This is a genomic window from Dactylosporangium sp. NPDC000521 (assembly GCF_042898305.1).
Taxonomy (GTDB): Bacteria; Actinomycetota; Actinomycetes; order Mycobacteriales; family Micromonosporaceae; genus Dactylosporangium.
The window spans coordinates 96,453-120,489 of record NZ_JBIAYW010000023.1; the positions used below are offsets into that span (position 1 = coordinate 96,453).

Annotated in this window: 19 protein-coding genes; 10 read left to right on the plus strand and 9 right to left on the minus strand. The window is 70.6% G+C overall.

All coding sequences use genetic code 11. From position 1 onward, the window contains the following. Window positions 1–48 precede the first annotated feature (48 nt). From ACFY3L_RS44930 to ACFY3L_RS44950, 5 genes are read left to right on the plus strand one after another with little or no spacing between them, the layout of a single operon-like run. Window positions 49–1,650, plus strand: coding sequence for an ABC transporter substrate-binding protein (locus ACFY3L_RS44930; protein ID WP_389339317.1), 1,602 nt, complete (start codon window positions 49–51; stop codon window positions 1,648–1,650). After that, window positions 1,647–2,669, plus strand: a complete 1,023-nt coding sequence (locus ACFY3L_RS44935) for an ABC transporter permease (RefSeq protein WP_389339319.1) — start codon at window positions 1,647–1,649, stop codon at window positions 2,667–2,669. The genes ACFY3L_RS44930 and ACFY3L_RS44935 overlap by 4 nt, the downstream gene beginning before the upstream one ends. 2 nt (window positions 2,670–2,671) lie before the next feature. After that, window positions 2,672–3,535, plus strand: a complete 864-nt coding sequence (locus ACFY3L_RS44940) for an ABC transporter permease (protein ID WP_389339321.1) — start codon at window positions 2,672–2,674, stop codon at window positions 3,533–3,535. A 23-nt stretch (window positions 3,536–3,558) separates the two neighbouring features. Next, a complete protein-coding gene (locus tag ACFY3L_RS44945) occupies window positions 3,559–5,424 on the plus strand; it encodes a dipeptide ABC transporter ATP-binding protein (protein WP_389339323.1) in 1,866 nt (621 codons plus the stop codon). Window positions 5,425–5,444: 20 nt separating this feature from the next. Beyond that, window positions 5,445–6,197 carry an MBL fold metallo-hydrolase gene (locus ACFY3L_RS44950; protein ID WP_389339325.1) on the plus strand — a complete coding sequence of 251 codons (753 nt, stop codon included), beginning with the start codon at window positions 5,445–5,447 and terminating at the stop codon, window positions 6,195–6,197. Between the two features lie 93 nt (window positions 6,198–6,290). Here ACFY3L_RS44950 and ACFY3L_RS44955 read toward each other — a convergent pair whose 3' ends face one another. From ACFY3L_RS44955 to ACFY3L_RS44965, 3 genes are read right to left on the minus strand one after another with little or no spacing between them, the layout of a single operon-like run. After that, the gene (locus ACFY3L_RS44955) at window positions 6,291–7,466 is read right to left on the minus strand and encodes an acyl-CoA dehydrogenase family protein (RefSeq protein WP_389339327.1); all 1,176 of its coding nucleotides are present in this window, start codon (window positions 7,464–7,466) and stop codon (window positions 6,291–6,293) included. After that, entirely contained in the window at window positions 7,463–9,679 is a 2,217-nt protein-coding gene (locus ACFY3L_RS44960; protein ID WP_389339329.1) for a thiamine pyrophosphate-dependent enzyme, read from the minus strand. The genes ACFY3L_RS44955 and ACFY3L_RS44960 overlap by 4 nt, the downstream gene beginning before the upstream one ends. After that, window positions 9,663–10,805, minus strand: coding sequence for a Glu/Leu/Phe/Val dehydrogenase (locus ACFY3L_RS44965; protein ID WP_389339331.1), 1,143 nt, complete (start codon window positions 10,803–10,805; stop codon window positions 9,663–9,665). Before ACFY3L_RS44965 ends, ACFY3L_RS44960 begins: the two co-directional genes overlap by 17 nt. A 144-nt stretch (window positions 10,806–10,949) precedes the next feature. Between ACFY3L_RS44965 and ACFY3L_RS44970 the strand changes: the two genes are divergently transcribed. Together ACFY3L_RS44970 and ACFY3L_RS44975 are read left to right on the plus strand one after the other, a co-directional pair. After that, a complete protein-coding gene (locus ACFY3L_RS44970; RefSeq protein ID WP_389339333.1) occupies window positions 10,950–11,861 on the plus strand; it encodes a LysR family transcriptional regulator in 912 nt (303 codons plus the stop codon). A 131-nt stretch (window positions 11,862–11,992) separates the two neighbouring features. Continuing rightward, on the plus strand, window positions 11,993–14,011 hold the full coding sequence (locus tag ACFY3L_RS44975) for a phosphocholine-specific phospholipase C (RefSeq protein WP_389339335.1): 2,019 nt from the start codon (window positions 11,993–11,995) through the stop codon (window positions 14,009–14,011). 204 nt (window positions 14,012–14,215) lie between these two features. Here the strand turns inward: ACFY3L_RS44975 and ACFY3L_RS44980 are convergent, their stop codons facing one another. Further along, on the minus strand, window positions 14,216–14,659 hold the full coding sequence (locus ACFY3L_RS44980) for a hypothetical protein (RefSeq protein WP_389339337.1): 444 nt from the start codon (window positions 14,657–14,659) through the stop codon (window positions 14,216–14,218). Beyond that, complete coding sequence (locus ACFY3L_RS44985; protein ID WP_389339339.1) at window positions 14,610–15,791, minus strand: EI24 domain-containing protein; 1,182 nt, start codon at window positions 15,789–15,791, stop codon at window positions 14,610–14,612. Before ACFY3L_RS44985 ends, ACFY3L_RS44980 begins: the two co-directional genes overlap by 50 nt. A gap of 126 nt (window positions 15,792–15,917) precedes the next feature. Here ACFY3L_RS44985 and ACFY3L_RS44990 point away from each other — a divergent pair, with 126 nt between their 5' ends. After that, window positions 15,918–18,365, plus strand: a complete 2,448-nt coding sequence (locus ACFY3L_RS44990) for an Hsp70 family protein (protein ID WP_389339341.1) — start codon at window positions 15,918–15,920, stop codon at window positions 18,363–18,365. A gap of 20 nt (window positions 18,366–18,385) precedes the next feature. Here ACFY3L_RS44990 and ACFY3L_RS44995 read toward each other — a convergent pair whose 3' ends face one another. From ACFY3L_RS44995 to ACFY3L_RS45010, 4 genes are read right to left on the minus strand one after another with little or no spacing between them, the layout of a single operon-like run. Continuing rightward, window positions 18,386–19,714 carry an LLM class flavin-dependent oxidoreductase gene (locus ACFY3L_RS44995; RefSeq protein ID WP_389339343.1) on the minus strand — a complete coding sequence of 443 codons (1,329 nt, stop codon included), beginning with the start codon at window positions 19,712–19,714 and terminating at the stop codon, window positions 18,386–18,388. Beyond that, window positions 19,711–20,436, minus strand: a complete 726-nt coding sequence (locus tag ACFY3L_RS45000; protein WP_389339345.1) for an ABC transporter ATP-binding protein — start codon at window positions 20,434–20,436, stop codon at window positions 19,711–19,713. The genes ACFY3L_RS44995 and ACFY3L_RS45000 overlap by 4 nt, the downstream gene beginning before the upstream one ends. After that, window positions 20,412–21,233 (minus strand): ABC transporter permease, encoded by an 822-nt coding sequence (locus tag ACFY3L_RS45005; RefSeq protein WP_389339347.1) that lies wholly within the window; start codon window positions 21,231–21,233, stop codon window positions 20,412–20,414. The genes ACFY3L_RS45000 and ACFY3L_RS45005 overlap by 25 nt, the downstream gene beginning before the upstream one ends. Further along, complete coding sequence (locus tag ACFY3L_RS45010) at window positions 21,230–22,291, minus strand: ABC transporter substrate-binding protein (protein ID WP_389339349.1); 1,062 nt, start codon at window positions 22,289–22,291, stop codon at window positions 21,230–21,232. The genes ACFY3L_RS45005 and ACFY3L_RS45010 overlap by 4 nt, the downstream gene beginning before the upstream one ends. Before the next feature lie 353 nt (window positions 22,292–22,644). On the opposite strand from ACFY3L_RS45010, the gene ACFY3L_RS45015 reads away from it, so the two are divergent. After that, on the plus strand, window positions 22,645–23,100 hold the full coding sequence (locus tag ACFY3L_RS45015) for an HAD domain-containing protein (RefSeq protein WP_389339427.1): 456 nt from the start codon (window positions 22,645–22,647) through the stop codon (window positions 23,098–23,100). Between the two features lie 256 nt (window positions 23,101–23,356). Then, window positions 23,357–23,818, plus strand: coding sequence for a DUF427 domain-containing protein (locus ACFY3L_RS45020; RefSeq protein ID WP_389339351.1), 462 nt, complete (start codon window positions 23,357–23,359; stop codon window positions 23,816–23,818). Window positions 23,819–24,037: the final 219 nt, after the last annotated feature.

Sequence of the window (24,037 nt, forward strand, 5' to 3'; positions counted from 1 at the left end):
GTCCATCACGCAGTGCGGTACCCACTCCCAAGAAGAAGGCAGAAGCGCATGGTAAAGCGATCTGGCATCACCGCCGTCGTCGCCGCGGCCCTCGCCGTCCTGGCAGCAGGCTGTTCGAACAACGACGGCGCGCCGGGTGATGGAACGTCGAAGTCTCGACCCATCGCCAAGCTGACCCTTGGATCGACCCCGGTATCGACCCTCGACTACACCAAGAACAATGCGGGATACGGATCGGGCGTGGGCAGTCTGGCGCTTGAACCACTGCTGGTGCTGGGCACCGACGGCAAGATCAAGCCCTGGCTCGCGGAGTCGTGGAGCCAGCCCGATGCCACCACGTACGTCTACCAGCTCCGCAAGGGCGTGAAGTTCACCGACGGCAACGAGCTGAAGGCGAGCGACGCGGCGTTCTCGCTGAACTACTACCGCCAGCCGGGTTCGACCAATGCCTACAACTTTCCCCCGACTCTGACGAGCATCACGGCAACAGAGCCCTACACGCTGACGATCAAGTTCAGCGAGCCGAACGCCGCATGGGCGTCGGCGCCCACTCGAGCGTCCATGGGCATCTTCGGGCAGAGCCACTTCGAGGCGCACAAGGCAACGTTCGGGAATCCCGGAACGGCGGTCGTCGGGACCGGACCGTGGAAGGTCGACTCGTTCAGTCCGACGGCGGGCGCCGAGCTCTCGAAGAACACGACCTACTGGGGAGGGCCGGTCAACATCGAACGGATCGCTGTCAAGTTCTTCTCGAATGAGACGAGCCAGGCGATCGCGTTCCGCGCACACGAGATCGACATGGCCTTTCCGTTCGACAACCGCTCATTCGCATCTACCGCCGGGACCAAGATCCTCACCGCTCCCGGACCCGGCGACCAGGGCAACTTCAGCATGAACGTCCTTCAGGCGCCCTGGGACGATGTCCACGTGCGGCGTGCGGTGGCCTACGCCCTGGACAAGGAGTCCTTGATCAAGGCGTACGGCGGGTACGCCAAGCCGCTGGACACACTGATCTCGGCAGGGCTGCTCGCACAGCTCGGGAGCAAGAACGACGTCGACGCCACGCTCGCGAAGGTGACGGACTACCCGTTCGATCTCGGCAAGGCGAAGGCGGAGATGGCGCAGTCGAAGTATCCGAACGGAGCAGATGCGACGCTGTCGGTCTCGGACTCGGGTCAGACCTTCGCGACGACGAGCCAGGCGATCGCCGCCCAGCTCAAGGAGATCGGTATCCGCGTGAAACTCGACGTGCAGACGTCGCAAGCCAACTCCGCCGAGGTCACCGGCGCGGATCGCAAGGCGATTCGAGCCGGCTTCAGCGTGTGGGGTGCCGTGTCCGCCGATCCGGGTGAAGCGTTCGACTACAGCATCGGCAGTGCCAATGCCACCCAGGGCAACTGGAACGCCACCAACTGGGGCACGCCGCAGTCCGACGCGCTCATCGCCGATGGAAAGCGTGAAAGCGACCCTTCGAAGCGGCTCGCGATCTACGGCGACCTGCTGCAGGACTTCGCCGTGGACGTGCCGTTCGTTCCGTTGTTCCTGATCGATGCAACTGCCGCTCTGTCCCCGGAGTTCGCCTGGTCCCACTTCGACGGGTTCTGGCGCTTCCGTGGTCCCTGGGCACTGGAGATCGGGAAGGCCGCGTGACTCAAGCCGTTCTCGGCACCAACCAAGCCGAGGTCGTTCCGCCGGGGCGCCGGCGCCGGCGGAACGACCAATGGGGACTGGTGGTGTTCGTCGCCCGCCGATTGGCCATTCTGGTGCTGTTGCTCCTGCTGGTCTCGTTCGCCGTCTTCTCGCTCATCTACCTGGCGCCCGGCAGCCCGATCGACGCTCTGCTGGGTCCTCATCCGCGCACGCCCGAGGCCGTCGCCGCCCTCACTGAGCGCTACCACTTGGACGAGCCGTTTCTCCAGCAGTACTGGCACTGGCTCGGCGACGCCGTGCGGCTGGACTTTGGCAGTTCCATCCAGACCTCCCTGCCCGTGACCGACGAGATCGGTTCTCGTGCTCCGACCACGCTCCTGCTGGGTCTGTACGCATTCGTGCTCACCCTGGTCCTCGGCGTCGGTCTCGGGATCCTCGCCGCGCTGAAGCAAGGATCGGCGGCTGACCGCAGTACGGTCGCAGGAACCGTGGTCGCGCTGTCGACGCCCACCTTCGTGCTGGCCGTATTCCTCCTGTATCTCTTCTCCGTCCGCCTGGGCTGGTTCCCCGCGTTCGGCAAGGGCGAAGGCTTCCTCGACGGTCTGTGGCACCTGACCCTCCCGGCCCTGGCGCTTGCCCTCGGCGGATGCGCCTTCGTCGTCAAGCACACGAGGTCGGCGCTGATCGGAGTCCTCGACCAGGACTACATCATGTTCGCGAAGGCCCGTGGCCTGGCGTATCGCCGCGTGCTGTTCTCCTACGCGTTGAAGAACGCCCTGATCCCGGTCATCACCATCAGCGGGCTGATCTTCTCAGGCCTGATCATCGGCGCCGTCCTCATCGAGGTGATCTTCTCCGTCCAAGGACTCGGACAGCTATTGGTGCAGTCGGCGAGGGCCAAGGACCTGCCTGTCATCCAAGGAGTCACCTTGCTGACCGCGACACTCATCATGTTGACGGCCTTGGTGACTGACCTGGTCTACATGCTGGTGGATCCGAGAATTCGGGTGGGAGCCTGAGCATGAACCTGCAGCGCACGGAACTCGGCGTCGGGCCTACGCGTAAGCGTCGCCGACCGAGGCTCACCATTGTCACGGTCTCGTTCGTGGTCATCGGCATCGTCGTCCTGCTGGTGCTGTTCGGACCCCTTCTTGCGCCCCAGGACCCAGCTGCGCAGGACCTCGCCGACATCAATGCCGCGCCGTCGAGCGCGCATCTGTTGGGCACGGACCTGCTCGGACGCGACACGTTCTCGCGGTTGATCGTCGGCGCGCGCTCGGCGTTCATCGGCCCCCTGCTCATCGCCCTCGGCTCCATGATCATCGGTAACATCCTCGGCCTGGTCTCCGGCTATCGCGGCGGCCGCGTGGATGCGGTGATCATGCGCTGGGCCGACTTCATGTGGTCCATCCCGACGTTGTTGGTCCTCATCGTCGTGGCGTCCGCGGTCGGAGCGAGCTACTGGCTGGCAGTGGGCCTGATGATCGCGCTCACGGCGCCCTTCGACACGCGCGTGGTTCGCGGAGCGACACTGGAGCAGGTGCCACGGCCATATGTGGAGGCCGCCAAGGTCATGGGCGTCTCGGACCGGCGCATCATGGTGCACCACATCTGGCCGAACGTGTCCGCCACCGCTCTCGCCAATGCCTTTCTCGTCTTCGCGAGTTCTGTCGGCGTCCTTGCCGCGCTCTCGTTCCTGGGCCTGGGGGTTGCGCCCGGCACGCCCGACTGGGGCTTGATGCTCGCAGAGAACGAGAGCCTGCTCTTCAGCCAACCGCTGGCCGCGCTCGCACCGGGTCTCATGCTGGCACTGACCGCGACGTCGATGAACCTGGCCGGCGACTGGATCCATGAGCGCATGTCGAACCGAGGCATGTCGCGTTGACTGCGGCGAAGGGCGTGAGTGGCGTGAACACTTCGATCAAGGCGACGTCGTCGCATGCACCGTTGCTGACGGTGAAGGACCTGACGGTGGAAAGGCGTTCCGGCGAGAGCGTCCAAGCGATCGTTTCGTCGGTCAACCTCGCCGTCGAGTCCGGTGAGGCCGTCGGCATCGTGGGTGAATCCGGCAGCGGAAAGTCGGTCACCGCTCGCGCCATCGCGGGCCTGCTTCCCCGAGGGCTGCGCGCGTCCGGCAGCGTTGAACTCGGTGGCAGCGAACTTCTCGGGCTTTCGGAGCGCGAATGGCGTCGATCGGTTCGAGGCAGCGAGATCGGCCTGATCATGCAGGACCCGTTCACGATGCTGAACCCGATCATGCGTTGTGGCGACATCGTCGCGGAGTCGCTGCAACCGGGGCGGCACCGGAATCGGCGTCAGGACCGCGAGGAGGCCGTGCGCCGGTTGGCAGAGGTGGGCATCACCGATCCGACCGTCGCCGACCGCTATCCGTTCCAGCTCTCCGGTGGCATGAGGCAGCGCGTGGGCATCGCGGCAGCGTTGGCGCGGGATCCTCGGATACTCATCGCGGACGAGCCCTCCACCGCCCTTGACGTCACGACGCAGCGGGACATCCTCGCGCTCATCAAGCGGATCCAGGCAGCCCGCGGGATGGGACTCATCCTGATCACCCATGACCTGCGGGTGGCGTTCTCGATGTGTGACCGCGCGTACGTGTTGTACGCGGGAACCGTGCTCGAGCAGGGGCCGGCGGACCAGCTCGACACGGCACCACTTCACCCCTACAGTCAGGCGCTGCTGCTCTCGGAGCCGCCCATCGATCGGCGCCTCCACAAGCTCGTGTCGATCGCCGGATCGGTTCCGAGCCCGGACACGACCCCACGTGGCTGTGTGTTCGGACCCCGCTGTACCTGGGTCGAACCGGCGTGCGGGCAGGCAGCACCGGCATTGATCGAGGTGGAGCCGGGCCGCAAGTCCGCATGCCTGCGAATCCTTGCCATCCGGCCCGAGATGGAGGACCAGCGCCGCGAGATCGAGCAACCTCACCCACCTGTCGAACCAGCCGGCGGAAAGCCCATCGTCACGACCCACGCTCTCTCGAAGGTGTACGGCACCGGTGTCAGCGCCTGTGCCGACGTCTCCATCGAAGTCAGGGCCAACGAGAGCATCGGTATCGTTGGCGAGTCCGGGTCGGGCAAGACGAGCCTCGCGCGGATGCTCGTCGGGCTCGAAGAGCCGACCGGGGGCTCCATCGTGATCGACGGGATCGAGGTCACCAATTGGCGGCGGGTCAAGCGGGCAGACCGTCAACACATCCGGAGCATCGTCCAGATCGTGTTCCAGGACCCGTACTCGAGCCTCAATCCGATGCGAACCGTCGGCTGGACCCTGCGGGAAGCCGTGCTCACACACCGTCCCGAAACCGTTGACGTCGACAACGAAGTGGCCCGCCTGCTCGATGAGGTCGGCCTGGATCCGAGCGTCGCACAGCGCCGCCCCGGTGGACTTTCCGGCGGTATGAGGCAGCGGGTCGCCATTGCCAGGGCACTGGCCACCCGACCACGGCTGCTCATCTGCGACGAGTCGGTGTCCGCGCTCGACGTCTCCGTCCAGGCGCAGGTCCTCAACCTGCTCGGTCGACTCCGCGACGAGCGGGGCATCGGCTACGTCTTCATCACCCACGACCTCGCCGTGGTTCGGCAGGTGACCGAGCGGGTGTACGTGATGCACCGTGGCCGCGTGGTCGAGTCGGGACCCACCGATCGGGTCATCGACGCACCCGAGGACCCGTACACCGTGAAGCTGCTGGCGTCGGCCCCGCGGGGCGACTCCGGATGGCTCACCGAGCACACCGCCGGCAGTGGGCCGGCATGACAACGGGGCGGCTCCCGGTGGTGGAGGACTGGTTCCGCGCCACCGAGATCAATGAGGTCGTGACGCTGATCGAAGAGCCCCACGTGCATCCGTTCCTGTGTGCCAACTCGTGGCTGGTCCGGGGTGCCCGTCGCAACCTGCTCTTCGACTGCGGTCTGGGTGTCGCGTCGATGCGCGCGTTCGTCGTGGAGCATCTCGGGCTGGCCGAACCTGTCGCGGTGCTCAGCCACGGCCACCTCGACCACATGGGGTCCGCTCACGAGTTCAGTCAGGTCTGGGCTCATCCGGCCGAGGAGCCCTGGCGTCGTGGCCAGGGCTCTCTCGTGGGCGCCGAGCTCATGAGAATTCTGGGCATGGACGGCGCGGCGATCGCATCGATGCCCGAGATTTTGGTGACCGCGGCCCCCGCCGCCGACTGGCTCGTCAAGGACTACGAGCTGCGTCCCGTCACGCCGACCAGGTCGCTGAGCGACGGCGAGCAGATCGATCTCGGCAATCTCACCCTCGAGGTGCTCCACCTGCCTGGACACACGCCGGGCAGCATCGCGCTGATGGTGCGGGAGACCCGGATGCTGCTGACCGGTGACGTGCTCTACGAGGGAACCTTGCTGGACCGGCTCCACGGGTCGGACATTCCGCAGTATCTGGAGTCGATGAACCGATTGGCCAAGCTGGAACCGTCCCTGGTACTGCCAGGGCACGGCCCGGCGTTCGACGCCGAACGTATGGTGGCGCTCGCCGACCGCTATGTCAGCAGCAGAGCGCTCAGATGACGCGGTCGCGGTCGCCGTCGATGGCGACCTGGGCGCCGGTGGTGGCGGCGACGACCGTCAAGCAGGCCACCGGCAGGCCGGATGCCGGTGTGGTCACCGGAACGCTTTGTGCCCGGTCAGAGCCTGTCCGATCATCAGCTGGTGGATTTCCGTGGTGCCCTCGTAGGTCAGTACGGACTCGAGGTTGTTCGCGTGCCGCATGATCGGGAACTCGTGCGTGATTCCCGCAGCACCGAGGATCGTGCGGCACTCGCGGGCTACGGCGATGGCCTCGCGGACGTTGTTGAGCTTGCCGAGGCTGACCTGCTCGGCCCGGAGGCCTCCGGAGTCCTTGAGACGGCCTAGGTGCAGCGCGAGCAGCATGCCCTTGCCCAGCTCGAGGGTCATGTCGGCGAGCTTGAGCTGCGTCGCCTGGAAGGCGGCCAGGGGACGACCGAAGACCGTCCGGTCGCCGGCGTAGGCGAGGGCTGTCTCAAGGCAGTCCCGTGCGGCGCCGAGCGCGCCGAAGACGATGCCGTACCTGGCCTCGTTGAGGCATGACAAAGGCCCGGACAGGCCCCTGGCGCCGGGCAGCATCGCAGAGGCGGGCAGGCGCACCTCGTCCAGCACGAGCTCGCTGGTCACCGACGCCCGCAGTGACATCTTCCGCTTGATCTCCGGCGCCGAGAACCCGGGCGTGCCGGTCGGAACCACGAACCCGCGGATGCCGTCCGGCGTCTTCGCCCACACGACGGCCACGTCCGCGATGCTGCCGTTGGTGATCCACATCTTGTTTCCGTTCAGCACCCAGTCCGCGCCTTCCTGCGGTCCGGCCCGGCGGGCCGTGGTGCGCATTCCGGCGGGGTCGGAACCGACGTCGGGTTCCGTGAGGCCGAAGCAGCCGACGGCCTCGCCGGCCGCCATGCGGGGCAGCCAGGCGTCCTTCTGCTCCGGCGAGCCGAACCGGTGGATGGCGAACATCGCGAGCGAGCCCTGCACCGACACGAGCGAGCGCAGGCCGGAGTCGCCGGCCTCGAGCTCAAGGCAGGCGAGCCCGTACGCGGTGGCGCTGGTGCCGGCGCAGCCATAGCCCTCGAGGTGCATGCCGAGCACGCCCAGGGCGCCGAGCTCCTTGGCGAGTTCGCGGGCCGGCAGGGCGCCGGCCTCGTACCAGTCGGCGATCTCGGGGCGGATGCGGTCGGCGACGAACTGCCGTACGACGTCCCGGATGGCCGCGTCATCGGGCGGGATCAGCGTTTCGGCGTCGAACAGCGCGAGCGGGCTCGTCATGTCGCGTTCCTTTCGACCAGAGGCGTGCTCGGGGGCTCGGCGCACAGGCTGCGGGCCGCCGCGAGGATCTGCGGTTCCGACAGCAGGACCGCATCGGCCGCCGGTCCGAGGGGGATGAAGGAATCGTCGCTGTTGACCCGGGCGACGCGGCCCTGGTACCCGTTGTCGTTGAGCACGGCGACCACGGCCTCGGACACGCCACCGGCGCGGCGCGTTTCATCGACGACCAGCACTCTGGCGAACAGCCGTGCTTCCGCCACGACGTCGGCGGCCGGCAGCGGTGCCAGCCAACGCAGGTCGAGGACGGTGCAGTGGATCGACTGCTCCGCGAGGCGCCCCGCGACCCGCAGGCTCATCGGCAGGCCGTTACCGAAGGTGACGATCAGCAGGTCGGGGCCTGAGCCGTGGAGACTGACCCGGCCGAACGCGCCACCGCCCGCCGAGACCGGCGCCCCCGAGCGCGGCACCGTCCACTGGCTGTCGCCGGGCCGATGCAGGTCGCGGGTGTGATAAAGCGCGATCGGTTCGAGAAAGACGCACACCCGGCCCTCGTCGCGTGCCAGGGCGACACAGGTGCGCAGCAGGTCTCCGGCCTCGGCCGGATGGCTTGCCACCGCGATGACGACGCCCGGGATGTCGCGCAGGACCGCGACGGAGTTGTCGTTGTGGAAGTGGCCGCCGAACCCGCGCTGGTAGGCGAGCCCGGCGATCCGCACGACCAGACCGTTGCGGAACTGACCATTGGAGAAGAAGGCCAGGCCGGCCGCCTCACCGCGCAGCTGGTCCTCTGCGTTGTGCAGGTACGCCAGGTACTGGATCTCCGGTATCGGCAGCAGCCCCGACAGCGCGGCGCCGAGCGCGGCGCCGAGAATGCTCTGCTCGTCCAGGATGGTGTCGAAGACCCGGCCGCTGCCGAAGCGTTTCGACAGGCCCCGGGTGATTCCGTAGACGCCGCCCTTCGCGGCGACGTCCTCACCGAAGACCACCGCCTCGGCCCGCTCGGCGAGCACGTCGGCGAGGGCCGCGTTGATGGCCTGGGCCAGCGTCGCGGCCGGTTCTCCGTCCGGCGCCGGCGCGTCGAGCGGCCGGCGGGGCGGCGGGATGGTGGCGGCGGGCGGGAACGCGATCGGGGCCATGACCTGCGCCGCGTCGCCCAGCCGTTTCCCACCGAGCAGCGCCCTGGCCTGGGACATCACCTCGGCACGAGTGGCCTCGTACCGCTCCAGGATGCCGGTCGGCGTAGCGAGCTGGCGCCGGACGAGGCAGCGGGCCGTGGCCAGCAGCGGGTCACGGGCGTAGTCGCGGACGATCTCGGTTCGCGACCGGTAGGCGAGCTCCGCGTCGGAGCCGGCGTGTCCCATGTACCGCACCGTCTTCAGGTGGAGGATCGCCGGCCGCCGCTCGGCCCGAACCGCCGCGGCGACGTCGCGGGCCGTGGCCAGCGTCGTCTCCGGCTCGGCTCCGTCGACGCGGGCGTACCGGATACCCGGGTAGCGGGCCAGCGCGTGCTCCATCCAGCCGGGCGGCGACTTGGTGCTGATGCCGATGCCGTTGTCCTCGCAGACGATCAGCAGGGGCACGGGCAGTCCCTGGTGCGTGCACCAGGCCGCCGCGTTCAGAGCACCGACCGTGGTCGAATGGTTGGCCGAGGCGTCACCGAAGCTGGTGACGACGACCGAGTCGGCCGGCCACCGGGGCGTGACACCGAGCGCCGCGGCCCGGCAGATCGAGAACGCCAGCCCGACGGCGCGCGGCAGGTGCGAGCCGATCGTCGAGGTCTGGGGGATGATGCCGTAGGCGGGATGGCCGAAGACCTTGTGCCGCCCACCGGAGATCGGATCGTCGGCCACCGCCATCAGGCCGCGCAGCACGTCGGCGATCGGCGTCGATGCCGGAACCTGACGGGCCCTGGCCGCGAAGAACCCGCCGGACCGGTAATGCAGCAGAGCCGGGTCGGTGGGGCGCAACGCCATGGCGACCGCGGCGTTGCTCTCGTGCCCGGCCGAGCCGATGGTGTAGAAGCCCTCGCCCTGCTCCTGCAACCAGCGCGCCGCGAAGTCGAGATGGCGGCTCTGCACCTGCGCATCGAAGTAGGCCCACAGCACCTCAAGCGACTCGGCCGCACGGTCGCCGTCGGGGTCGTCAGCACCGTCCGGCTCGCTCGTCCACGACGTGACCTGCCGGACGAAGTGCTCGTCAACAGACTCGATCATCAGCGCCCGCCCGGATCCGTCCCTTGAGGACCATCGCCCGGCGGACCCGGCTCTGCGCGAGGTTGCGCGCGGCCCGGTGCGGCGTGACCGCCTGCTGTGCCGCCAGGTCGAGCACCAGTTCGGTGTTCGCCCGGATCTTCTCCGCCGCCATGGTGTATGCGACCCGCGGGTCGGGCGGGAAGGAAGAGGTCCGTGCGTCCATGGCATACGCGGCGGCGATAGCGCCACCGGCGTTGGCAATCATGTCCGGAACCACAGTGACGCCGCACCGGGCCAGTTCGGCCTGCGCCTCTACGGTGGTGGGGAGGTTGGCCCCCTCAACCAGCAGCGCGGCCTGTACCCGTTCGGCGTCCCGGCCGTGCAGGACATCCTGTACCGCAGCTGGGATGAGTACGTCGGCGGCGACGTGGAGCACGTCCTGGGCGGGCAGTGGCGTAGCATCGGCCCGGCCGTCCACGCAGGCGTCGCCCAGCTTGGCGGCGTCGGCCAGCAGTGCGGCCACGTCCAGTCCGTCGGCGCGATACACGCCGCCCCGGACGGTGGAGACGGCCACCACGACAGCGCCCAGTTCGACCAGACGGCGCGCGGCGGCCCGGCCGACCGCGCCGAAGCCCTGGATGGCGACCCGTGCACCGGCGAGCGGGCGGCCCAGCCGCGTGCACGCGGCGTCAGCGGCCTCGGCCACGCCATAGCCGGTGATGCCCAGCTCGTCGTAGGGCAGGCCGCCGAGCTCGGCCGGGGTTCCGACGGCCGCCGCCCGGCCCAGCTCGTCGGCCACGATCGCGGCGTCGTTCTCGGTCAGGCCCATGTCGAGTCCGAACACGTACTCCCGCGGAACCTCGTTGTGCAGGCGCCGCACGAACGAGCGGAGGATCTGCTCCTTGTCCGCCGACGCCGGATCGGCCCGGATGCCCGCCTTGGCCCCGCCGAACAGCAGGTCCACGGCCGCCCACTTCCACGTCATCGTGCGGGCCAGGCGGGCCACCTCGGTGACCGTGAGCGTCGGGCTCATCCGGGTGCCCCCCTTGCCCATCCCGCGCGCGGTGTTGTCGATGACGAGCACCCCGCGCATGCCCAGTCGCTGATCCTGAACGCAGACCACCTTCTCCGGGCCCCATTCGTCCATCTCGGCGAGCAGGTCGCCGGTGCTCCCGTCGCGCATCGTCCAGCCTCCAACGGTATTGCTCGTCCGGCCACGCTCTCAGTCTCCGGCGGGTTCGGGGAAGACTCGGAGCCGACGAGCTCGGCGTCGTCAGCGTAAGGTTTGCTTATGCTGAACGTGCATCACCTACGCACCCTCGCGGAGGTGGTGCGGAGTGGTTCGTTCGCTGCCGCCGCGGAGTCGCTGGGATACACGGCCTCGGCCGTTTCGCAGCAGATGAGCGCCCTGGAACGGGCGGCGGGCGTGGTGCTGTTCGAGCGGGGACCCCACAGCGTCCGTCCCACGGCGGCCGCCCATCGGCTGGCCGGGCGCAGCGTCGGCCTGCTGAGTCAGCTGGAGTCCGTGGAAGGCGATGCCCGCGCGCTCGCCGCGGGGGCATCGGGCGTCATCCACCTCGGGAGCTTCCCCACCGCCGGTGCCAGCATCGTCCCAGCGGCGCTGGCCCGGCTCTTGCGCCGCCACCCCGAGGTCGCGGTCCTGCTGGACGAGGGAGAGCCGGACGAGCTGCTGCCCGCGCTGCTCAGCGGGGCGATCGACATCGCCGTCGTGTACCAATACCCGCTCGTCCCGCGGTCGTGGCCGGCCGGGCTCACGGCGGTGCCGCTGCAGGACGACCCGCTCATGATCATGATCAGCCGGGTGCACCCCGTCGCGGCCCGCGTCGACTGGGGCCTCGCTGATCTCGGCGACGAGCAGTGGATCGCGAGCAAGGAAGGCTCCGCCGGCTCACGCAACCTGGTGCGCCTTTGCGCCGATGCCGGGTTCGATCCGCGCATCGCCTTCCGCAGCAACGACTACAACGTGGTTCGCGAACTCGTCCGGGCCGGCCTCGGGGTCGCCATCGTGCCAGTGCTCGCCCGCGGTGTCAACGACGGCCTTGAGCTGCGCCAAGTCCTCGGGCCGGACGCCGAGCCGGCCTCGCGCCAGGTATTGGCCCTGTACCGGTCCGACCGCCGCGACCCGCTGGTGGAGCCGGCCGTCACGGCGCTCAGGCAGTCCGCGCGGTCCCGGCGCCGCTGATGTCGCGGTTCGGCGTGGCCCGGTCGCGCACGGCTGCCCCCTGTTCTGTGACCCGCCACGAACCGGCAACCCGGGGTTGATCTTCGGCGAGGAACGTCGTGCCGCACAGTCGTCATCGAGAGGGCATTACCGTGGCAGACATCGATCGTAGACGATTCCTGAAGTTGACCGGCGCGGCCTCCGCCGCGGGTCTGGCCTACAGCCTGCTCGGTAGCGTCCAGCGGGCCGCGGCCATCGCCCCGCAGGGCAGCACCGGAACAATCATGGACGTCGAGCACGTCGTGATTCTGATGCAGGAGAACCGTTCGTTCGACCACTATCTCGCCTCGCTGCGCGGGGTCCGCGGCTTCGGCGACCCGCACCCGGTGCAGCTTCCCTCCGGCAAGTCCGTCTGGCACCAGGCGGACAGCAAGGGCGAGGTGCTCCCCTTCCACCCACAGGTCGACGACCTGGGCGCCGCATTCCTGCAAGGCCTCGACCACGCGTGGCCGGGCGGCCAGAACGCGGTCAACAACGGCCACTACGACCGGTGGATCCCCGCCAAGACACCCACCACCATGGCCTACCTGTTGCGCCAGGACGCCGCGTTCCACTACGCGCTCGCCGACGCGTTCACCATCTGCGACGCGTACTACTGCTCGTTCGTCGGCAACACCGACCCCAACCGCTACTACCTCTGGACCGGCTGGACCGGCAACGACGGCAAGGGCGGCGGACCGGTACTGTACAACGACGAACTCGGCTACGACTGGCCCACCTACCCCGAACGCCTGGAAGCGGCCGGGATCTCGTGGAAGATCTATCAGGACATCGGCAGTGGCCTGAACGCCGCCGGCTCCTGGGGCTGGGACAACGACGCCTACATCGGCAACTACGGCGACACCTCGCTGTTGTACTTCAACGCCTACCGCAACGCCCAGCCCGGCGACCCGCTGTACGAGAAGGCCCGCACCGGCACCGAGAACAAGAAGGGCCAGGACTACTTCGAGATCCTCGCCGCCGATGTGAAAGCCGACCGGCTGCCCCAGGTCTCCTGGATCTCCGCCCCCGAGGCGTTCAGCGAGCACTCCAACTGGCCCACCAACTACGGCGCCTGGTACATCTCCAAGGTCCTGGACACCCTGACCAGCAACCCCGACGTGTGGGCCAAGACCGCGCTGTTCATCACCTATGACGAGAACGACGGCTTCTTCGACCACCTGGTGCCACCGCACCCGAACACCCCGATCGTCCCCGGCGCCTCCACAGTCTCCACCGAGCACGAGTTCTACCCCGGCAGCAGCCGCGCCAAGCCCGGCCCCTACGGCATGGGCCCCCGGGTACCGATGTTCGTGATCTCACCCTGGTCCACCGGCGGCTACGTCTGCTCCGAGACCTTCGACCACACCTCGGTGATCCGCTTCCTGGAACAGCGGTTCGGTATCGCCGAACCGCAGATCACCCCCTGGCGGCGCACCGTCGCCGGCGATCTGACCTCGGCCTTCGACTTCTCCCGCGGCGTCACCGGACTGGCGGCCCTGCCAGACACCTCGGCGATGAAGCCGCAAGACCGGTTGCGGCACAAGACCTACTACCCGCCCCGTCCGGCCGGCTCGAAGATGCCGACCCAGGAGCCCGGTACGCGCCCGGCCCGGCCGCTCGGATACAACCTGAACGTCGTCGAGAAGCCCGGCAACCCGCTGGATCTCACGATCGTGAACAGCGGATCCCTGGGTGCGCATCTCCAGGCCCGGCTGATTACCCCGGCCGGACAACCGCACAGCTACACCGTGGGCGCGGGCCACCAGCTCGCCGCCCAGCTGCCGGTCTCCGGCGCGTACGAGGTGCACCTGCACGGCCCCAACGGCTTCTTCCGCAAACTGGCCGGCGACACCCACAGCGACAGAGTCGCCGTCACCCTGCGACCGCTGGGCGCCTCGGGCAAGCTCCGAGTGGAGATCAACGCCCTACACGGTGCCGCCGAAGTCACCGTCACCGACGTCTACGCCGGGCCGGTTCGACTTCACGGCAACGGCAAGTACGCCGACGTGGACACCCGCGACGCCGGTGGTTGGTACGACATCACCGTCACCGCCGGCAGCTTCGTCCGCGTCTTCGCCGGACACCTGGAGAACGGCTCCGCCAGCATCAGCGACCCCTCCCTCGGCTGACCCGGGCGTTCCCCACGGCCCGCGACCGCTGCACAAGGGCCGTCGCGGGCCGAACCACCCGGTGATGCTGACCGGCGCTGGTGGGCGGATGGCTCGGCGGGCGCGTCGCCGGTGTCATGCCGCCCGGCGCGGTGCGGGTGGCGGTGATCGCCTGCGGGCTCGTGCTGACGGTCAGCTACGCGCTGCGGTACCGGTGAACGGACCTCAGCCGATGCGGATGACGATGACCTCGTCGTCGGCGACGTCGGCGACGCAGTCGTGGAGCAGGATGATGACGTCGCGGCCGGCGGCGCCCGCCTCGGCGAGGCCGAATTCGATGCGGTCCTCGGCGAACCGGTCGCGGAACTCGGCGTCGCCGAAGGTGTCGGGGTCGAGGCGCGGCAGGAAGGCGCGGTGCTGCGGGGTGAGCAGCACGGTGAACCACTCGTCGTCCTCGGGCACGTCGTGGAGCAGCTGGTCGTGCTCGGACGTGTGCAGGGTGATGCCGCGGTCGCCGAGCAGCTCCAGCACCGGCAGGATCACGTAGGCCGACCAGTCGAAGGACACGCGCAGCGGCGTGCCGAGCTTCTCCAGCACGGCCGCGGGGTCGCGGGTGAACTCAGGGACCGAAGCTGCCTTGAGGGAGGTGAAGGTGGCCACTGCCGACATGGCGCTGACCGTACCGCAGCGCCGGATCGACCGGCTGCGGGGGCGCCATGGAGGCCAGGATCCGGCGGTGCAGCAGGACCGCGCCGACCAGTACAGCGGGCGCCGTGACCAGGTACAGGACGGCGCCGGGCGCGGCGAAGATCTCGGGGATCGGCACCATCACGAGGAACCGCAGCGACAGCACGGGCAGGATCAGCGCGATCATGCTCATCATGCCGAAGCCGGTGACGTACGAGCGGTGCCGCCACGCGAACCGCAGGTGCTGCCCCGCGCCGTGGACGCCGTGGTGGTGCAGCGACACGGCGAGCACCAGGACCCCGACGAGGAAGCCGTTGAACAAGAGCCCGACCCCGAACGCGACGGCGACGTTGAAGCCGGGCAGCAGCAGCAACGGCAGGCAGATCAGCCAGCCGGCGTGCAGGACCAGCGTCACGACGGCGGTCTGGCGCAGGCACACCAGCGACGCCCGCCACCAGGACGGCGGGGTGACACCGCCGCCGGTCAGGGTGACCACCCGGCGGGTCATGAACGGCAGGAAGAACGCGCCGAAGAACATCGTCACCGGCACCGTCAGAGCCGTGATGAGCAGGTGGAACGCGGTCTCGGCGGCCCACCGCATGAGCCAGCCGAGCGCCCAGCGCAGCGCCGACGGCCAGCTGGCGACGAACCCGAGCAGCCAGTCGACGGCGGCGTCGATCACCATCGAGACGCCCTTCTCGACGCCGAGGAGGCAGACCGCGGTCAGCGCGACCGGCAGCAGTGCCCACAGCCACAGCCGGGGGCTGCGGACGAAGAGCGCGAGCCCGCGCCAGAAGTACCCGATCCCGATGAAGAACCGGCCGACGCTGCTCGCGGCCCGTTTGGCGCCGGCGACGGTGTGCCGGGTCGCGGTCCCGGCCGCGCCGGCGACCCGGACCGCAGCCGCCTGCGCCGCGGCCTGCGCGACCTGCGCCGCCTGTGCGGCGACCTGAGCGGCCTGCCCGGCCTGCGCCGCGGCCTGGGCGAGACGGTCACCCCGGACCCCACTCAGCGATGCCAGGTCCGACGAAGCGCCCGGCGAAAGGCCCGACGGAGGGCCAGGCACGAAGGGCGCCGCGTACGGCGCGGCCGGCGGGCGCAACTGTTCGTCCAAGACCTGCCTCTTCGCTGTCGGCGGGGGAGCGACAAGACGCAGAGCGTAACGGCTCGCCGGACAAGCATCCACGGGTACCTCGTTCGTGTGTACCGCTGAACAGCCATGACTTCGTAAGGTCATCGGGTGGTGACGGATGGCGCGGCAGGGCTCGGCATCGACTTCGGCACCTCCACCACCGTCGCCATGCTCGCCGGCGCCGACGGGGTCGCCCGGCCGCTGCTGTTCGACGCGAGCCCGCTGCTGTCCTCGGCGGTGTTCGCCGCACCCGATGGTGACCTGCTGACGGGCGCGGACGCGGAGCGGGCGGCGGTCGCGTTCCCCGCCGCGTACGAGCCCAACCCGAAGCGCCGCGTCGACGAGCGGACCGTGCTGCTCGGCGAGCGGGAGGTGACCGTCGTCGACCTGGTCGCCGCCGTCCTGCGCCGGGTGGCCGTGGAGGCCGAACGGTCCACCGGCGTGCCACCGCCGACCGTGGTGCTGACCCACCCGGCGACGTGGGGACCGACCCGCCTCGCCGTCCTCGCCGAGAGCGCGGAGCGGGCCGGGCTCGGCGCCGTCCGGTTCGTGCCCGAGCCGGTGGCGGCCGCCGCGTACCTCACCGGCACCCTGCGGCAGGAGCTCCCGCCCGGGCAGTGTCTCGTGGTCTACGACCTGGGCGCCGGCACGTTCGACATCAGCGCGGTCCGGTCGACCGGCGGCGGTTTCGAGGTCGTCACGTCGGCCGGGATCGCGGACGTCGGCGGGCTCGACCTCGACGCGGCCGTCGTCGGCCTGGCCCGGGAGACCGCGGGGCCCACCGTGTGGCAGCGGCTGGACCGGCCGCAGACCCAGCCGGACCAGGAGGCCCGCCACCAGCTGTGGCACGGCGCGCGGGCGGTCAAGGAGCAGCTGTCCCGGCACGCGACCGGCGACCTGCGGATCCCGGTCGCGGCCGCGACGATCCACGTGACCAGGGAGGAGTTCGAGGCGCTCGCGCTGCCGTACCTGCGGCGGACCGTCGAGGTGACGCTGCGGACCCTCCGTACCGCCGGCATCGACACCGACGAGATCGCCGGGCTGTTCCTCGTCGGCGGCGGCTCGCGGGTGCCGCTCGCGGCGACGCTGCTGCACCGGGCGACCCGCATCGCGCCGAGCGTCCTGGACCATCCGGAGCTCGTGGTCGCCGCCGGCAGCCTGCGCACGCGCCCGCCCCTGGACCCGCGCCTGGACCTGCGCCTGGACCCGCACATCCCCGGCCAGCGGCGGCCGAGCGTGCCCTTCGACGTGGTGCCGATGGTGCCGTTCGACGCGCTGCCGCCGGGGCTCGTGCTGCCCGAGCCGGCGACCGTCGTGCTGCCGGAGCCGCGCCTGCCGGTCGACGGGCCGGTGTTCGAACCGCTGCCGCTGTCGGAGCCCGGCTGGGAGAGCGAACCGGTGATCGACCCGGTCGCCCCGCCCGCCGGGCCGCCGCGCACGGTCGCGGACTGGGTGCGCCGCGGCGGCGTGTGGGCGGCCCTCGCCGTCCTCGTCGCGGGGGTCGCCGCCGTCGCGGCATGGTGGCCCGACCCTTCGCAGCGGGTCCGGGAACCGGCCGAGCGAAAACCCGCCGTCGGGCTCGGCGCCGCCACCGAGCTGCCCGGCCACGGCGGCGCGATCCTCGCCCTCGCGTTCGCCCCCGGCAGCGCCACCCTGCTGTCCGGCGGCGGCGACTCGGCCGTCCGGCTCTGGGACGTCGCCGGCCACGTCGAGCGCGGCGACCCGCTCACCGGCCACACCAACCCCGTCCGCGCGGTGCGGTTCAGCCCCGACGGCAGCACGTTCGCGACCGGCGGCTACGAGTGCGGTCGCACATGGCGTACCGACGCCGCGACCGCGACCGGCGCGACGACCGCGGTCCCGCCGACCACCGGTGCGGTGCGCCCGACCGCGGGGATCGCCGACATCGCGTTCCAGCGCGGCGGCGCCCCGATCGCGGTCGGCTTCGCCGGCGGCAGCTACCGCCTGTGGGACCTCGCCGCCGGCACGGAGCTCGGCACCCTGGAAAGCGTCCCCGGGAGCACCCCGGCGAGCACCCCCGAGAGCACCCTGGGCAGCACGCCGGGCCCCGCCGCCGGCTCGGCCGCCGACGCCGTGCTCGACCCCGGCGGCCGGTGGGCCGCGTTCGCCCACGACCGCACCGTCGAGGTCCACGCCGTCGACGGCCGGCACCGCCTGGCGGCGCTGACCACCAGCCCCGCGACCCGGCTCGCGTTCAGCCCCGACGGCCGGACCTTGGCGGTCGCCGCCTTCACCGGCAGCACCGCCCTCATCGAGCTCTGGGACCCGGCCGCCGGCACGCTCACCGCCACCGCCGGCGACCTCGGCCACACCGCGCGCATCACGTCGCTCGGGTACGACCAGCGCGCCGCCCTCATCGCCTCCGGCGACGCCGCCGGCCGGGTCGTCCTCCTCGACGCCCGCACCCACCGGCGGATCGCCACGACCGGCCCGACCGGCGCCCCGATCCAGGCCCTCGCCTTCAGCCCCGACGGCGCCTGGCTCGCCACCGGTGACAGCCGGGGCATGATCCGCCTCCACCCGATCCGCCGCTGAACAGCCCGTGACCCATTTGCTCACACCGGGGTGAGGCGGCGGGGCGCCGGGCGGGGCAGGCCGTAGTTGTCGCGCAGCGTCCGGCCGGTGTACTCGGTGCGGAAGAGGCCGCGGCGCTGCAGGATCGGGACCACGTGGTCGACGAAGTCGGTGAGGCCGCGGGGCAGGACCGGCGGCATGATGTTGAAGCCGTCGGCGGCGCCGTTGGTGAACCAGTGCTCGATCGCGTCGGCGACCTGCTCCGGCGTGCCGGCGAACGTGCGGTGCCCGCGACCGCCGCCGAGCCGCCCGATGAGCTGGCGGACCGTGAGCCGCTCCCGGCGGGCCAGGGTGACCACCAGCGTGTAGCGGCTCTTCGCCGCCTCGATCGAGTCCTCGTCGGGCAGGTCGGCCGGCAGCTCCCGGTCCAGCGGCAGGTCCTCCGGGTCGACCTTGAGGATGTCGGCGAGCTGCCGCCGGGCGTGCTCCGGGTGGATGAGGCTGTCCAGCTCCTCCTCCAGGGCGTGCGCCTCGGCCTCGGTCGAGCCGATCGCCGGCACGATGCCGGGCAGGATCTTCACCTCCGACGGGTCGCGGCCGAGCGCGGCGGCCCGCCGCTTCAGGTCGGCGTAGAACGCCTGGGCGTCGGCGAGCGTCTGCTGCGCGGTGAAGACCGCCTCGGCGTACCGGGCCGCGAAGCCCTTGCCGTTCTCCGAGGATCCCGCCTGTACCAGCAGCGGACGGCCCTGCGGTGAACGCGGCGAGTCCAGGGCGCCGGCGACCCGGAAATGCGTGCCGACGTGCGCCGGCGGGTGGAGACGGCCGTCGTCGCCCCACACGGCGGCGGCCTTGTCGGCCACGACCGCGTCGTCGTCCCAGCTGTCCCACAGCTTCAGCGACACGTCGACGAACTCCGCGGCCCGCTCGTACCGGTCGCGGTGCGCGGGCAGCTCGTCGAGGCCGAAGTTGCGGGCGGCGTCCAGGCCGGCGGTCGTGACGATGTTCCAGCCGGCCCGGCCACCGCTGACGTGGTCGAGCGCGGCGAAGCGGCGCGCCAGGTTGTAGGGCTCGTTGTAGGTGGTGGACGCCGTCGCGATGAGCCCGATGTGCTCGGTCACGCCGGCGAGCGCGGTCAGCAGGATCGTGGGTTCGAGGGCCACCGCGGGCCGCCGGCTGATCCGGCCGCCCCACAGCACCGGTGAGTCGGCGAGGAACAGCGAGTCGAGCAGGCCGCGCTCGGCGGTGCGGGCGAGGTCCTGGTAGTGCCGGACGTTCAGTGGCGCGAGGGGATCGGTCTCGGGCAGCCGCCACGCCGCCTCGTGGTGCCCGACGTCCATCAGGAACGCGTTGAGGTGCAGCTGTTTGCTCATTGTGCGTCGACCCCCAGGGCGTTGAGGAGCTGGTACCGGTAGCGCAGGAATGCCGGGTCGCGGTGCGAGCGCGGCTCGTCGAGCTCGATCTCCTCGTCGACGCTGATCCGGCCGCCGTCCAGGACGACGACGCGGTCGGCGAGCACGATCGCCTCGTCGACGTCGTGCGTGACGAGCAGGACGGCCGGGCGGTGCCGGGCGCACAGCTCCTTGAGCAGCCCGTGCATCTTGATGCGGGTCAACGCGTCCAGGGCGCCGAACGGCTCGTCGGCCAGGAGCAGCTGCGGCTCCCGTACCAGCGAACGGGCCAACGCGGCGCGCTGCTGCTCCCCGCCGGAGAGCTCGATCGGCCAGGCCCGCTCCCGTCCGGCGAGGCCGACCTCCGCGAGGGCGGCGATGCCCCGCTGCCGGGCGCCCGGACCGTCCAGGCCGAGCAGCACGTTGTCGAGGATCCGCTGCCACGGCAGCAGCCGCGAGTCCTGGAAGACGACGGACACCTGCTCCGGCACCGCGATGCCGCCGCTGCCGCGCACGTCGTGGTCGAGGCCGGCGAGGGCCCGCAGCAGGGTGCTCTTGCCGGAGCCGCTGCGCCCGAGCAGCGCCACGAACTGCCCCGGTGCGATGCTCAGGTCGAGCCGGTCCAGGACCGGCCGGTCACCGAAGCTCCGGACCAGGTTCGAGACCTGGACCGCCGCGGTCAGCTGCTCAACGTCCGCCGCCATGACAGGACCCTCCTTTCGACGATGCGCAGCAGCGCGTCGGAGACGAAGCCGAAGACGCCGTACACGATGAGACCGAGGACGATGACGTCGGTCTGGGCGTAGTTCTGCGCCTGGAACATGAGGTAGCCGATGCCGCTGGTGGCGTTGATCTGCTCGAGGACGACCAGCGAGAGCCATGAACCGGTGACGGCGAGGCGCAGCCCGACGAACAGGTTGGGCAGCGCGCCCGGCAGGATCACCTTGCGGATGAACGCGGCGCGTCCGAGGTGGACGGTCTCGGCGAGTTCGACGTAGCGGCTGTCGATGCCCGTGAGTCCGGCGTACGCCTGCACGTACAGGATGACCGCGACGACGACGGCGATGATGACGACCTTGAACTCCTCGCCGATGCCCAGCCACAGGATCATCAACGGGATCAGGCCGAGCGTCGGCACGGACCGCTGCACCTGCATCCAGCCGTCCACGACGGCCTCGCCGATCCGGTTGAGCCCGGCGACCAGCGCCAGCCCGATCCCGGCGACCGCGCCGACCGCGAAGCCGAGCGCGGCGCGCTGCAGGGAGATGGCGAGACTGGACTGCAGCGTCCCGTCGGCGATGAGCCGCCGCGCGGTCGACACGACCGTCCACGGCTCGGGCAGCACCCGCGGGTCGAGCACGCCGGCGCCGGACGCCGCCGCCCACACGCCGATGACGAGCAGTGGGCCGAGGATCCGCCCGTACGGGATGGGCCTGCCGACGCCGAGCTTCCTGGTTCGTGCGGTGGCTTTCACCGCCGGCCGCGCCGCGACGAGGGTCATGCCTCCGCCTGGTACTTGGCGCCGGCGGCCTCGGACGCGACCGGTTCGAAGCGGCGGTCGAAGAGATCCGCGGCCTTGACCTGCGGCACGAAACCGCCGGCTGCGAGCAGGTCGGCCGTCTCCTGCTCCCACGCGATGGCCCTGTCCCAGCTGGTGGGGAACACCGGGCGCGGGGTCGCGGCGAGGATCCGCTGCCCGTCGGCCTTCGTCACCTTCTGGTCCGCGACGTAGTACCGGTCGATCCATGCGTCCTGCTGCTCCCACGCCCAGATGTTGCCCTTGACCCAGAACGGGATGAAGCCGCGGATCGCGGCGGCCTTCGCCTTGTCCTGCAGCACCTCCGTCGGCGCCCACAGCACGGACAGGTAGTCCACGGCGTTCATGTCCAGGCCCTTGGCGCCGTCCTTGCCGTACTGGTCCAGGTACTTGGTGAGGCTCGGCTCGGCGAGGATGGCCGCGTCGACCTGCTTGCTCTGCAGCGCGGTGTAGAACTGGTTGCTGGTCAGCGCGATCAGCTGGACGTCCTTTGTGGACAGTCCGAGCTCCTTGAGCGTGCGGAGCACGACGACGCCCTGTGCCTGCCCCTGGGAGAAGGCGATCTTCTTGCCGCGCAGGTCGCTCAGCGCGTTGATGTTCGCGCCCGGCACGGTGGCGAACTTGTAGATCGGCTTCGGCACCGTCTGCACCGCGACGATCTTCGCGTCGTAGTTGATCGCGCGGGCCTGGATCGGCGGCACCCCGGCATTGTTGGCCAGGTCGACGGACCTGGCCCGGAAGCCCTGGATGACGTCGGGGCCCGCCTCGAGGTTCGCCCACTCCTTGACGGTGAACGGCAGCTGGTCGATCAGCCCGGCGCCTTCGAGTTGGATGCGGGTGCGGCGGATCGAGATGGTGAGCGCGGTGGCGCGGTCGACCTCGGTCGGCACGGGCGCGGCGGCGGCCAGGGCATCGCCGGCTGGGTCGCCGGCGCAGGCGCCGAGCCCGAGGGCGGCCGCGGAGCCGAGCAGGGTGCCGAGGAACGCGCGGCGGCCGACGGCGGGCTGGGACGGCGGTGACATGACTTCTCCTCCAGGGCAGGCGGCCACGACCGCGCACCCTTCGGCGGGTGCGGGCATGGCCGGGGAGCGGCCTTGGGCCGCTTGGGAAACGAACGGGGATTCGCGCGGATCGGCGTCGACCTCGGCGCGGATCAACAGGCGCTGCTGCACACCCGCTGGAAGTCGACGAACCGGCGCCGAATGAGGCGTTGACTCCGGTGCATGTCAGCAACGTACCGACTCGGACATCGCCACGCATAGATGACTGTGACGTCAAACACATACTAATCCGATAGGTTTTATCGTCTGACGTTTCTGTGGTTCGGTTCGCTTGTCCCGCCTCGCTTCGCGGCTATGCTGCACGGGTGCGGCCCGTGCTGTTCCTCGACGTCGACGGTCCGCTGCTCCCGTTCGGCGGTTCTTCTTCGTTGAGTTCGGCGGACGCCGGTAACCCGTTGCTGGCACGCCTCGACCCCGCCCACGGCACCTGGCTCGGGGCGCTGCCGTGCGAGCTGGTCTGGGCCACCACGTGGATGGATGACGCCAACGAGGTCGTCGCCCCGCTGCTCGGCCTGCCCGCGCTGCCGGTGGTGGACTTCCCCGGCGAGGACCCGCCGGGCCGGGTGCACTGGAAGACGCCCGGGCTCGTCGCCTTCGCGGCCGGCCGGCCGTTCGCCTGGCTCGACGACGAGATCGGCGCCGCCGACCGGGACTGGGTCGCCACCCACCACCCCGCCCCGGCCCTGCTGCACGCCGTCGACGCCCGGCACGGCCTCACCCGCGACGACGTCTCCACCGTCGCGGCGTGGCTGCGACACCTCAGCCCGTGAAGCGCTCCACGTCTCCCTCCGCCACGTCGCCCTCCGCCACGGCGGCGTCGAACGCCCTGTCGCCGACCGGCCCGCCGTCGTCGGTGTCGTGGTCCACCGCGACACGCCAGCGCCGGTCGACATTCCGGGCGAGCGTGTGGAACCCGGAGCGGCTGCCACACGTCGCTGTTGAGCTCGCGGAGGACGGCCGCCCAGTCGGTCGCCATTTCCGCACGCTACCGGGTTTTCTGTCGTACCCGGGCGGCATGATGGAGGCATGGTTGAGGGGATGAGCGAGTCGGTGTGGGACTATCCGCGGCCTCCCCGGGTCGAGCCGACGGCGCGGCACATCGTCGTCCGGCACGCGGGGCAGATCGTGGTCGACACGCACAGTGCGGTGCGGGTGCTCGAGACGTCGCACCCGCCGGTGTACTACGTGCCGCCCGCCGACGTGGCGGTGCCTGTCCGGCAGACGCCGCGCCGGACATTCTGCGAGTTCAAGGGCGTCGCCACCTACTGGGACGTCGCGGGGGTGACCGACGGCGCGTGGTCGTATGAGGAGCCGGCACAGGGGTATGAGGCGCTGCGGGGCATGCTCGCGTTCTACCCGTCCAGGTTCGACGAGTGCACCGTCGACGGCGAGCGGGTCACACCCCAGCCCGGCGACTTCTACGGCGGCTGGCTCACCAGCGACATCACCGGCCCGATCAAGGGCGGCCCCGGCACGCTCGGCTGGTAGCGGCGCGGTCGAGGGCGACCGCGGGACACGGCATTGGGCGGTCCAGCGGCGGACCGTTCCGCGGCGGCTGTTGGGGACCCCTCGTGCAGTGGCCGGTGGGGGTGGCTTCGCGGCGTCCGGTGGTGGACCGTTCCGCGGCGGCTGTTGGGGACCCCTCGTGCAGTGGCCGGTGGGGGTGGCTTCGCGGCGTCCGGTGGTGGACCGTTCCGCGGCGGCTGT